This window comes from Sinobaca sp. TMA16-18 (assembly GCF_059510535.1).
Window position 1 is genome coordinate 311,910 of sequence record NZ_JCAKFM010000004.1, and the last position, 12,657, is coordinate 324,566.

The 12,657-nt window shown below is 42.8% G+C and carries 8 protein-coding genes and 1 pseudogene; 2 read left to right on the forward strand and 7 right to left on the reverse strand.

Features of this window, described 5'->3' with window-relative positions; translation table 11 throughout:
* Positions 1 to 84: 84 nt before the first annotated feature.
* The 3 genes from AC5W14_RS09945 to AC5W14_RS09955 form a co-directional block, all read right to left on the reverse strand.
* Positions 85 to 1,758, reverse strand: coding sequence for an alpha-amylase family glycosyl hydrolase (locus AC5W14_RS09945; RefSeq protein WP_496194274.1), 1,674 nt, complete (start codon positions 1,756 to 1,758; stop codon positions 85 to 87).
* On the reverse strand, positions 1,755 to 4,424 hold the full coding sequence (locus tag AC5W14_RS09950) for a glycoside hydrolase family 38 N-terminal domain-containing protein (RefSeq protein WP_496194275.1): 2,670 nt from the start codon (positions 4,422 to 4,424) through the stop codon (positions 1,755 to 1,757). Before AC5W14_RS09950 ends, AC5W14_RS09945 begins: the two co-directional genes overlap by 4 nt.
* Positions 4,425 to 4,499: 75 nt before the next feature.
* Complete coding sequence (locus tag AC5W14_RS09955) at positions 4,500 to 6,464, reverse strand: fructose-specific PTS transporter subunit EIIC (RefSeq protein ID WP_496194276.1); 1,965 nt, start codon at positions 6,462 to 6,464, stop codon at positions 4,500 to 4,502.
* A 223-nt stretch (positions 6,465 to 6,687) separates the two neighbouring features.
* Here AC5W14_RS09955 and AC5W14_RS09960 point away from each other — a divergent pair, with 223 nt between their 5' ends.
* Positions 6,688 to 7,425, forward strand: coding sequence for a MurR/RpiR family transcriptional regulator (locus AC5W14_RS09960; protein WP_496194277.1), 738 nt, complete (start codon positions 6,688 to 6,690; stop codon positions 7,423 to 7,425).
* A 78-nt stretch (positions 7,426 to 7,503) separates the two neighbouring features.
* Here AC5W14_RS09960 and AC5W14_RS09965 read toward each other — a convergent pair whose 3' ends face one another.
* Together AC5W14_RS09965 and AC5W14_RS09970 are read right to left on the reverse strand one after the other, a co-directional pair.
* A complete protein-coding gene (locus tag AC5W14_RS09965) occupies positions 7,504 to 7,866 on the reverse strand; it encodes a hypothetical protein (RefSeq protein WP_496194278.1) in 363 nt (120 codons plus the stop codon).
* Positions 7,867 to 7,959: 93 nt separating this feature from the next.
* Entirely contained in the window at positions 7,960 to 9,132 is a 1,173-nt protein-coding gene (locus AC5W14_RS09970; protein ID WP_496194279.1) for a DNA cytosine methyltransferase, read from the reverse strand.
* Positions 9,133 to 9,428: 296 nt separating this feature from the next.
* Between AC5W14_RS09970 and AC5W14_RS09975 the strand changes: the two are divergent.
* Positions 9,429 to 9,740: pseudogene (locus AC5W14_RS09975) on the forward strand (very short patch repair endonuclease); the annotation flags it as partial.
* A 30-nt stretch (positions 9,741 to 9,770) separates the two neighbouring features.
* On the opposite strand, the gene AC5W14_RS09980 reads toward AC5W14_RS09975, so the two are convergent.
* Together AC5W14_RS09980 and AC5W14_RS09985 are read right to left on the reverse strand one after the other, a co-directional pair.
* A complete protein-coding gene (locus tag AC5W14_RS09980) occupies positions 9,771 to 11,387 on the reverse strand; it encodes an AlwI family type II restriction endonuclease (protein ID WP_496194280.1) in 1,617 nt (538 codons plus the stop codon).
* A 371-nt stretch (positions 11,388 to 11,758) separates the two neighbouring features.
* Complete coding sequence (locus tag AC5W14_RS09985; protein ID WP_496194281.1) at positions 11,759 to 12,649, reverse strand: PD-(D/E)XK motif protein; 891 nt, start codon at positions 12,647 to 12,649, stop codon at positions 11,759 to 11,761.
* Positions 12,650 to 12,657: the final 8 nt, after the last annotated feature.

Below are 12,657 nucleotides of genomic sequence, written 5' to 3' on the forward strand. Positions count from 1 at the left end.
TATCAAAATCCACATCTATCAACCGGTACGGTAACCAAAAAACCTTAAACGGTGGTAAGGCGTTTAAGGTTTAATCTATCTTCGTTATTTTTTCATCCATACAAACTGATACCCTGTCAGCATAACCGTTTCACCGTACTCGCTGCCGCTCCAAAGGTCACGCCCGCCGTAAGGAAGGCGCACTTCAACAGGTTCGTTCGACGTATTTACCACAGCGGTCAATTCTTCACCAGTCTGAGAATTTTTTCTTTTCACGGCAAACACCCGCGGATCAAGTTCAAGCACCTCCTGATTGGCAAAGGGATTAAGGGCAGACTCCTGCTGTCTGGTTCGGATTAACTTTTTCATCCCATTAAATACGCTCCGTCTGCGGGAAGATGTTTCTAATTGAGCCGTCAGCGTTTCGTTATTAAACTTTTCCCGGTTAATGCGACGGTTGATACCGGATGTTTCCAAGCCGTCGTGATCATTTCCCGAGCCTAGCAGGGAGTGGTAGTAAACCGCCGGCACCCCTGAAACAGAAAACAAAATAGAATGAGCCGCCAGCATTTTCTGGATGTGCTGCTCCTCTTCCAGGTCTTCTTCGTGATTAATGAGTGCATCCATGTAGTTAATATTGAGCTCATAAGGCGTTTCGGAGCCATCCGGATTGCTTTTGTAAGAGACGCGGCCGCCATTTTGAATAACTTTATCAGCTAATGCCTGCCTTTCCCGGTCATTTAGAATTCCTTCTGCCGGTCGCATACCGATGCCGTCGTGACTGGCGAGAAAATTGAAATAGGCCGCTTTGTCCGACACTTTTTTAATCGTTTTCGCCCATTGGGTCAAAGTATCGGCGCTGTGGGTTGTAAACGAGTGCAGCACGAGCGGCGGCAGGGTAAACTGATAGACCATATGCGCCTCATTTTCCCCGTCACCAAAATAGCTGATGTTTTCTTTATGCGGGACGTTGGTTTCTGTGATTAGCAACGTGTTTAACTGTAGCTCATCCAGAATCTCGCGCCATAGTTGAATAATGGCATGGGTCTGGGGAAGGTGAATACAGCTCGTGCCTGATTGTTTCCACATAAACCCGATCGCATCCAGCCGAATGCTCGTGCCCCCGCGTCTGGCATACTCGAGCAGAATGGTCGTCATTTCAAACAGGACAGGAAAATGGCTGAAATTCATATCCACCTGGTCCCGGCTGAAAGTCGTCCAGGCCGTTTTTCCTCCTTCGTATTCATGGATTAACGGACTGGTGCGCGGGCGGACCACGTTTGACGTATCAAAGTCGACATCGGGAGAAAAAAAGTAATGCTGGTAGACTGGATCATTTCTTAGATACCCTTGAAACCACTCACTTGACTGGGAGATGTGGTTGGCCACAAAATCAAACATCAACCGGTAGTCTCCTGAGAGTTGTTCGATCTCCTTCCACGTCCCGAGCTTTGGGTCAATGGAACGGTAGTCTGTAACAGAAAAACCATCGTCCGACGTATACGGAAACATCGGGAGCAGGTGCACATCCGTAATTTCCTCTTTCGCCTGGGATCTAAGAAACGTGTGTAACGTTTTTAAAGCGACCTCCCCTTCTTTCTGGACGATATCTCCGTACGTAATCAGATACACGTTGCGCTCAGTTACCGGGGCCTGCGGTTTCCAGGGTTCGGCCTTCCATTTCTCCACAAGAGATTTGATTTGCTGCAGATGGATTTTGTCATACGCTGCCCCGTAGATTGTTTTCAAATACTGTTCTGCCTGAATGGAAAAACTCATGCTTTTTTCTCCTTTACGCGAAGTTTAAGGGTGCGGTATCCTCTCGGCTCTATCAGAATACTCTCTTCTGCCGGCTGTTCGTTTTTTTCATTTAACGTAGTCAGGGCCATGGATTCAATCCATTCCCCGGAATATTGAAACGTCTGCGCTTCCTTCGTTGGGTTAAACAACCGAACGACCAGCGATTGGTCGTCATACGCCTGTTTCATCGAGCTGAAGATGACCTGGTCGTTGGATACCGTAAACAGGCTGAAAGCTGCAGGCAGGCTGTTAACCGGGTACGGAATTTCAAAGCGGTCCAGCCGTTCTTCAAAGGAATTCAGCGTCTGCTTCTGGTAGCTCACCTGGTGATTATGGTAGCGGGACGCTGCTGCAAACAGTGCTTCTTTTGTGTTTCCCGGACCGACGTAAAGCGCATAGTTGAATGTCAGCTCCCCCTGCATTTGCGCGTCAGGCGTGGTCACGACTTTATTGTTAATCCCCGATGCCCGTCCCGGTCTCCAGGCAAGATTGTCTTTGCCCAGCAGACCGACACTCCGAAACAAGGTCAGGGCAATCTCTCCTGAATCTTTCAGTACCTGATACTCCTTGATTCCTTTCGTTATCACCGCTGCAGTTACTTCACTGCTGCTGACGCCTGCAAAAGTTTCCAGCGGATAGATCGGCATGGGAGCTTCTGCAAACTGGTCTTCTTTCCAGCTTTTCATGTATGGATTTTCTGTCGGCCGCTCCATCAGGCTGAAGCCCTGGTCGCCAAACGAAGACGCAGCCTCTTTTACTGAGGTGTGCAGCAGCACTCTTACCCGGTGATCCTTTGCTTCATTATGCACGACGTGCTTCACCCGGATAAACGGCTCTCCTTTGCGAAGCTCGAATTGAGATTTGACCGTAAGCTCTGTGACACAGCTGCCTTTGATCCGGTTATCCAGATCAGCCGGCACCGTCAAAGTGTGGATCACGTCCATCCACTCCACCCCGCTTCTAAATTCTGTATGAACAGAGTGGGCCTGTTTGGACAGGATTGGGTTGTCGTGCTCCAATGGGGAAAAATCATAAGAGTCTCCGGCATCCGCTACATTTTCAAAATGCACAAAGTCCTCAATGTTCTGCCCGGTTGCTTGGACGGTCAGCTGCAGAGCGCCGTCTTTATTTGTAATACGCAGATGCTCGTTTGCTATTGAATGAGAAGCAGGGGATTTAATCTGGGCTTCCTCTTCCGCCGCCCCATCGATTACTTCAAACGCTTCCCATCCCATTGCCGGCAGGGAAAGATTTTGCAGCAGCATTTCATTCCGGTAATAGCCGGGGGCGTCCACCTGTTTTTCTCCGTCCGCGGTGACTACAATCGTTTTACCCCCGCTTATAAATTCCTGGTTCAACAGATCCGTTTCAATTACCCGGCCGTTCATGTTCTTGATGGTAAACGCCTGTTCTTTTGTAAAAATGACGGCTTTCTGTGCGCCTTCAAACTGTTTTGGCAGCAGGTGGAAGACAATAAAAATAGATTCCCTTCCGGTCTGGCGGCTTACCGCTTCGGTTACTTGTTTTTTGATCAGGTTCAGGCAGCCATCCGCTAACCGGATTACTTTGGTTAAGCGGTTCACGACTTCCCGGTTTGTGTCATCAGAATTGCATCCGCCGATGCTGTCGTGCGCATGAACATCAAACAGCATTTTCCACATGTCATCGAGCCAGAGCCCAGGGTAGCGGATGCCCAGGACAGCGGCGATAGACGCCAACGGCTCCAGCTGATAAATGATCTTTTCTTCCGCTTCCGCGTTTAGTTTTTTGATATCACAGCGCTGCGAGCGGATGGTGTGGTGGATGCGCGATTTCTGGGTGGCAATCAGTTCGCCTTCAATCACATTGGTAAACGTACCTTCTTCAGCAAAAGTTTCTTTCATAAACGTTTCAAAATCCGACAGCACATACTCATATCGGTCATCGGTGTCATTTAAAGCCTTCACCGTGGCAGGAAAATGGTCACGTACGAGCACCTGGTCTCCTCCTGCCGGCAGCAACAGATGATCAGTGCTTTGGTTAAACTGTTCCAGCTTCGCTAAAATCGGCAGCAGTCGTTCTTTCCTGTAAGTCTCGTCCGCTGCCAGAAATTTGCCGGGACCGTAGCCATAGTAGAGATTGTTCGTTTTAATGCTTTTTCCGTCCGGAGACTGCCATATAAAATTTAAATTGTTCTTCAGCTGGTCTGTATAAATCCCCCGCTGCAGAATGCTGTAGTCCAGGTCAAACTCCTGAAAGATCGATGGCAGATAGCCGTTCTGGCCGAATATGTCCGGCAGGTAGCCTACGTTCATGCTGTGGCCCATCTTTTCTGCGATTCTTGTGCCGTACAAGAGGTTCCGAATCAATGACTCCCTATGTACGAGCAGGGAATCCGCCTGCGTGTACCAGGGCCCGGCAAAAATCCGCCTGGCCTCGATAAGCCGTCCCAGCCGCTCTTTTTCTTCCGGACGAATCTTTAGGTACTCCTCGATAATCGAAGACTGCGCATCGAACACGTAGCCTGTATAGGCGGGATCGTTTTCCATTACGTCAAGCAGGCGGTCCATGTTTTCAACCAACAGCAGGTTGGAATCTTCTATCGTAAAGTACCATTCCCGGTCCCAGTGGGAATGCGGCACTACATATACTTTTTTCTGTTTCATTTTTATTTCCTCCCAAATGGATCGCAGTATAAAAGAAACAGGGAGCTTCTTTATTCAAGATGCTCCCTCTCTCGTTTAAGCCGAGCGTCTTTCTTTTCGTTTTTCGAGCGAGAAGCGGACAAAAATATTGGTAAATGCGATAAAGCCGCAGCCGACTACAAGTCCAAGGAGATACGCCCACAGGTTTTCCACGAGCGGCCAGCCCCAGATGGCAGGAAGCGGCAGCCATTGCACGGCGCCCAGCAGTACAGCAGTAGTAGCTCCCAGAATAGCTCCAATGATATTGATCGGAATCGTAATAATCGGGTTGCGGAGCATAAATGGAATTGCTCCTTCACTGATAGCGAGAAAGCCAAGCAGCAGCGACGTGTTTCCAGCGACGCGGAGGTCAGCCGGGAATACACGGCGGCCAACCACATACTTATCAAGCACGGTCGCCAGCCCAAGGCCGATCGGCGGAATAACAATCGCCAGCACCCGGGCAGTCAATGGATACACTTCGTCGGCGGCCAATCCAATCGCGATGGCGCCGGCCGCTTTATTAACCGGTCCGCCTAAATCAAAGGCGGTCGCCGAAGCAATAATGGATGACAGGACCACGTCACCTGTCCCCTGAGCCGCTTCAATCCAATCCCGAAGCACGACATTCAACCCGCCGAACAATGGATCGACCAAATAGAAATTTAGGAAAAAGATAGACAGAACGCTGAGAGCCGGAATCAGAAACATCGGCTTCATTGCCTGGAAATTTTTATTCAGCTTGATTTTCTGGTTCAAAAAGCGGGCAATATAACCCGCAGCTAGTCCAAGAAACAATGCTCCCAGAAAACCAGATGGCACGCCTTCTTCAATGCCCCAGAACGTATAGTGCAGTCCTCCTGCAAAAGCGCCGCCGATAAACCCGGCTACGAGCCCGACACGATCGGCCAGTGAATACGCTACAAAGGCGGCAAAGATAGGATACATAAACGTAAAGATCAACGCACCGAACTTATCCAAATGGTGCAGAATGACAAACAGTTCGTTGGAATGGCTCGCATACTCCGGATTGCCCAGCTCATTTACCAGCCCAAATGGCATCGCGCCAAGCTTTGCGATCCCCATCATTAAGCCTGCTGCCACGATCACCGGGATCATGTAGGAAATTCCCGTCATAACCGCCTGCACGGCATCTTTGAAAAAGCCGTTTCCAGATGAAGGTGGGGAGGAAGAGCCATCTGACTCTCCTTTTTCCACTAAGCCGTGCGGGTGATGCAGGGCGTTCTCCACCATCTCCTTGCCTTTTCTTAGCGGTTCCGCTACGCGTGTCTGCACATAGGGCTTTCCGGCAAAGCGTTCTTTCTTTTTTGCAGAAATATCTGTGGCAAAAATCACCGCATCCGCTTTTTCGATAAGTTCGGCGCTCAGTTCATCCTCAATACCGCCGGCTCCCTGTTTTTCCACAATCACACGTACGCCAAGCTCCCGCCCTGCTTTCTCGAGTGCTTCTGCAGCCATGTACGTATGCGCAATTCCAGTCGCACACGCTGTAACGGCGACGACCGTTTTACTGTATGTCCCTTCTTTTATAGGTTCTTCCTTATTTTCTTCATCCAAACGGGTTAAAAAAGCGTCCGGTGATTCAGCAGCCAGCAAACCTTCCAGGTACCCATCTTTCATAAGATTTGTACTCAGTGTAGATAATACTTTTAAATGAGTGGAACCGGCTTCGTCTTCCGGAATTGCCAGTAAAAACACTAGCTGCACCTTGTTTTCCGGATCAATACTTTCCCAGTCAGCTAACGGGGTCCGCAGCCGGGCAGCAGCGAAGACCGATTTTTTCACCACAGCCGATTTCCCGTGCGGAATCGCCAGTCCTCTTTCAAGCCCGGTCGGAGAAATTTCTTCCCGCTCCAGGACGGCTTCCAGGAATTCTGATTTGGATTCCAGGTACCCTTCTTTATTTAAAGCGGTGATCAGCTGTTCAATTACCTGTTGTTTGGTTGATGCTTCCACATCAAACAGCACCAGATTTTGATGCGTCATGTTTCTTAACTTCATAACTCCCACTCCCGTCTATTAAAAGGACTTTCGCTCCTATCGCTGCGTGTTTTTACTGCAGCATAACGATCAACAGTGATTTAATGAAAGCACTTTCAATTCGTTATCTATAGTTTTATCACATAAAGCGGCCCTGCTTTTGTACAGTCTCTGTATATTTGTACAGATTAAAAAAAGGAATGCTATACTAAATAAAAGGCAAGCTCCGAAATGAGGAATAAGAATGGGGACATTACTGGATCAATTTGGCAATCATTTATCCAAACTAACACCGACTGAAAAACAGGTGCTGTACTACATGGACGAGCACTTGCATGAAGGCATGCGGCTCTCCCTCACCGAAATTGCAAAAGTAAACAATGTGAGCACGACCACGATTGTCCGGCTCTCCCACAAGCTCGGACTTGAAGGGTTTTCCGAACTAAAATACATTTTAAAAAACAAGGATCAGTACCTCACGGCGGCCGAAAACGATCCGGTGGCACTGTATAAACAAGAATTCATCGATGCGTTTGATAAGATTCAGCCGGAAGATCTGGAGAAGTTAAGCAGCCGCATCAAACAAGCCCAACAGATCATTATTGTCGGGGTCGGCCTCTCGAAAATGCTCGCCGAGTATTTCAGCAAGCTTTTAATGCAAACGGGAAAACAGACCTACTATACGTATGAATCCCACATGATTGATCTGCTGCCAAACATAGTAAAACCAAACGACCTTGTTTTTTTCATCTCCACGAGCGGCGAAACCAAAACGCTCGTCCAGGCTGCCGAAAAGCTGTCCTACAAAATGGTCGACACCGCCGCCATCATCAACTCCTCCGACTGCACGCTGGGACGTCTCGTGAAAACGAACTTAAGTATGACCGTCGATAAAGTAAACTTCGCCGGCTACGACATTACGGCACGATCGACGCTGATGCTGCTTATTGACTTATTATTTGCAAGCTACCTGAAAAAATAAACCAGGCCGATGCCGTCACGCATAATAAGCGTAGCGGCATCGGCCTGGTTTGTTTGAGGACAGGAGTATTCTTCAATTTTACTCTTTAGGTTTATACACCATGTTAACCAAAAAGGTAATAAACAAAAGCACACCCATAAATGCCGTTGTTTTCCAATCCGGCGATTCCTGTATCAAATTCAAGCACAATATGATTAAGAAAAGAGACAAAAAAAGGTACATCAGATTGGTTATGGACTTTCCCACAACTTGTTTTCGCGACTTTTTGCCACTGCCGGCTTCACTGAACTGCGGCGCTAAAAATACTCCAATAAGCAGCCCCGCTACCGTTTGTGCCAGCACAAGATTTTGATCAAATTCATTTTCTATTATGTAACTCATTACTGTGCTCATGCCAAAGAATGTAGCCATATAAATAACGGCTAATTTTAGTCTTTTCATTAAATTCCTCCTTTATTTTATTATATTATGAGTAAAAAAATAATACCTCTAATATCGTAACTGATTAAACGATAGTATAGAGGTATTATACAATTAGACTTTAACAGTTGGCTTTGCTTCTTTTGAAATCTCGACCTCATCTATAGTGATTTTTTTCTTTCCTTTGAGGTTTTCAAGTTGCAGCTTTGGATCAGGTTCTACATATTCGTATTTAATTCCGGCAAAAGTTTTTAAAATAGCTTCAAATACAATCTGAGCACCCAATGGCGGAACCGCCATACCAATTTGCTTACGAACAGCTTCTTTGCTTCCTACGAAACGGAAATTATCGGGAAACGTCTGCAGTCGAGCCCTTTCTCTATTGGTAAGAGCTCTATTCTCTTCCCAGTGATACATATGTGTACCACCACCACCGCTGCCGGTTACCGTATAGGCTGGTCTATCAGGATCTAAACGTTTATAAATAGAACTTAACCTTGCACCTTTTACTTTCAATTGTAAATGCTCCGGGATTCCTGGATACCAAGCATTACTGCCAGGTGGAATATAACTAAGCATTTCTTTAACTTTTGCAGAATGCTTTGGAAGTTCGTGATTTGGTGCGTAATCTGGAATCGGCGGATCCATGATTGCCTCTTTAGAAGTTACAAACTCAGTAGAAGCAAGCGTAGTCGGTGCTGGAACTTTAAATTCTATTCCTGCATTATGCAAATCATTTCTTATTCCTACAATGATAATACGATGCCTGGCCTGTGGTACTCCATAGGTTTGAAATTTATATAAGTGAGGGGTTAATTTATAGCCGCACTCTTCAAGCTCTGTAAGAATCTGAATGAAGGCTTGACCCTCATTGGCACTTTGTAGCCCTCCGACATTTTCTGCGACAAAAAATTTAGGTTGGTAATCTACTAATACTTTTACTCCATACGAATAAAGCGGACCAAAATCACCATTTAATCCATGCTTTTCTCCAACTACACTATAGTCATTACATGGAAAGCCAAATGCTAGACAATCTATATCTCCTAGTATATCTTTGTTGCCAATTGGCAGTTGTTCAACCGGGCCGCTATAAACGGAAGTATCATCTATATCTTCGCATATGTTTAACCGATAAGTATTGCATGCATTTATTTCATAATCGTTAGACCAAAGATGTTTGATACCCCACTCTTCTCCTGTTTCAGGATCAATAAACCCCGCATTATGCGCTGCTAAACTTAAACCCCCAGGTCCATTAAAGAGTTCTCCTTTTTTAAATATCATTTGTCATCGCTCCTTGAATAGCTTGCTCCGAACACGAATATATGTTCTAGCATACTGATATGCTTCTATTTTACACGATAACTACTTCAATTTGCAGCTTTATTTAAAATGATTTTTAAATTTATTGATTTAAATAATTTTAGTGTAATAACTTGCATCGAGGGAAAATAGATTCACAGGAGGTAATACAAGTGGATAATTTAACAAAGGAACAACGTAAGAAAAATATGCAGGCTATTCGATCTCAATCGAAACTAGAAAATAAAGTCTCACGTATGCTTTGAAGCAAGGGGTTTCGATTTTGTAAAAATGACCGAACCTTAATAGGGAAACCAGATATTTCTATAAAAAAATATAAGGTGGTCATTTTTATTGATTCTTGTTTTTGGCATGCTTGTGAGATTCACGGCAATCAACCGAAAAGTAACCAGGGTTATTGGGATAAAAATCTCTCTAGAAATAAAGAAAGAGATGCAGAAGTAAATGATTATTACAAAAGAAAAGGTTGGTTAATTAAAAGGATCTGGGAACATCAAGTAAAGGAGGACCTCGAAGGCACAACTGAAGAAGTGGCTGATTTCATCCAAAAAGCCAAAGAATCTTCTTAAAGAATCTTTGGCTAAATTTATTGCTACTTATTAACTTCGGGAATGCAGCATTTCTGTAACTGTTCGATAGCCTTTGTTAGTGAAGCAAGACATAAACAGACTTTTTCTCTTTTCTGAATCTATCTTATTATCAAGACAGTAATCCAAAAATCCTAATAATGTATCTGCTGTTATTAAAGCACCTTTAATATTACTTCCGGGAATTGTGATATTAGCTTTTTCGGTAATTTTTTTTAAATTCTTTTCTCCCGACCAATTACTAGCAGTTATATAGCCGAATGAAGAAACATTTTTTCCTTTGTACCCTTGATAATTTGGAAGGTATTCAGAACCCATATGAGAAGCTAAATTTGCCGAAAGAGGGAATTTAGGCCGGTACATTTTTGCATCTATAATACAAATATTTTCTTCATCTGTATGAATAAGAATTTCGATTTGAGTTTGTACATTTTCTTCAAGTATTTTAGGCCGTAATTCTACTTCAAAACCTATTGCCTTTAATACTTCTGCCGTTTTATCTTCAAAAATCCGGTCGTTTTTTTCGTTTAAATATGATTCAACAAAATCTTCATTTAAAGCCGAGTATTGAGGATCAGCTAATAAAGCTGCATATTTCTTTGCTTCTCTTTCTGGTAATTTTTTCTGCAGGATATATGAAATTTCACTTTCTGATATTGTTTGAATCAAAGGATAGTCAGTTAAAAGCTGATGAACCATTCGTAAACTTTTAGCCGAGTTAGAGGCAGGTACAATCGAACCGTAAGAACTTGCTTTGAAACTATCTACATCTAATCCAGCATGTTCAGCAAAACGTTCTGATGAAATTAAATACCTCTTACTGAAAGGATACCGTCTATCTAATTCCTTCAATTTTTTTGCAGTACTTTCTTGCTTTTCAACTGGAACCCTTAATGCATCACCTCTTATATAATCAGCCAATTCAGTATAATCGCAGAGCATCATATATGTATGGGCAACGTCCCCATGGGCAGAAGCAAAGTCACGCGCAGCTTTATCGGATCTTTCTCTGTGTTCAAAATCAACTGCAATCTGCTTTTTCATTTCTATTTTTGTTAGCATATCTGTTTCGCGAAATTTTTTTATTTGTTGAGTTACATTCATTAATTCTTTATCCTGACGAGCTGTTAAAGCAAAGAACACAATTTCTTCTTTTGTAATATAATAATCTAGTTCTTTTTGATTTACTAAACGAAGCAAGAAGAATGCAGGTCGAATTTGGAAATCCGACTCAAATTTTGGACGAAATCCTTTGTCTAAAAAATAAGCATTAGGAATCTGTAATGTCAGAATCTGTTTTGCAACATTTTCACGAATGTTTTCTCCTGACAGCAAAGCTGACCCCACTTTTGTCGGTTTTAGCTTTTTATTGTCATCAATATAGATATAGCTAAATGTCCGCAGCATAGCAGCCCATGTACGACCGCCGGATCCATCGTTGCTAATGTTTTGACGCTTAAGCTCTTCATTCGCTAAGACTTCTTCATAATGCTTATGTAAGGCACGCTCTCCAGACCACTTTCTATTGAAATTTTGAGTAGCTGCCTGTAATGCACGAAGAGCATCTTCATGAAATTTAGGATCGCGTTCTGGGCGAGTGATAAACCATACTTTTCTTTTATTCCTCATTGCGAGCCTCCTCTTGTAAAAAATCACCTATTTTTAATACTGATTTATTCATCTTATTTAAAGCTTTTTCGATTGCATTCAATGCATTTTTAAAACTTAATATTTTTCAAAATTCGAACCGATTTTATAACTGTTTCGTTCCAATTTTCTTAATAAGCATCATAAATATAATAAATTATTAATTAAAATAAGAAATAACCGTATTAGGTCATTTCTTTTTTTTATACTTGTTAAAAGCTTAATTATTGTAAATACATTCTATTAAAAAAAGGGATTTTTTTATTGTATTCATTTATATGAACTGTATTAAACAATCATATACAAATATAGCAACAATCAATTAAGCTTTTATATTATAATTCGATGTATATTTATTCTAAAATATTATCGTAAGCTATACCTGCCAGATCTATATCAAAAGTAATCTTAAGAATTGATGGATCTGACATATTATCAATAAAATTTTTCAATTCTTTTCCGGGAAAAGAATCATCTACTGTGTAAATACGTCCTTCGTGCAGCTTATACTTTTCTTCTCTCACCTTAGAACCTTCTGGAAAACCCATTTTTCTTAATTCTTCATTTAATATTAGTTTTGACATCCCTCGCTTTTCCAATTCATTCAGCAAATCATTAATCGTAATACCAGGGTCAGCTTTTTCAAATTTATAATAGATAATGTAGTCCGGTTCATGTAATTGAAACTGACTACTGATAGTTATTTTTTGTTCAAATCTTGTAGTTGATGATTTAACTTCGAATGTTTCTCCTTCTGATTCAATATCAAGCGTAGAATAATCCGACGGTTTCCAATGTACTTCCTTACCTTGATCCAGCAGATATTTAACAGCTGTCAATTCTCCAATAATACTAAATGGCTTTTTATTAACAACTGCATTTCCCATCAATGCCTTCCATTTTTCCCACCAATCAAAAGGTTTCAGCTGGATGCTTATCCGGTGCTGTTCTTCTTCTCCCAAATCTATAAAGTCTGCACAGATTAAAGCAAATTCATTTCTAAGGTAATATAACGAAGAAGTAAGAATTAAAAATCCTGAATTTTCTTTATTGAATGGTAAGTCGCCGGAATAATACTGTACATTTGCGTAATGCTCAGCTATTTTTTTTCCTTTATATGGTATAGCAGCACCAAAACTGCCATCACTAAGCATAAAAATCCAAGCATTATTTTCTTTAAAATATTGTCCTTTGCCTTCCATAATATTAGCAAAAGTATGTTTGATGTTTTCTGCCTGGGTCATTGTTTCAC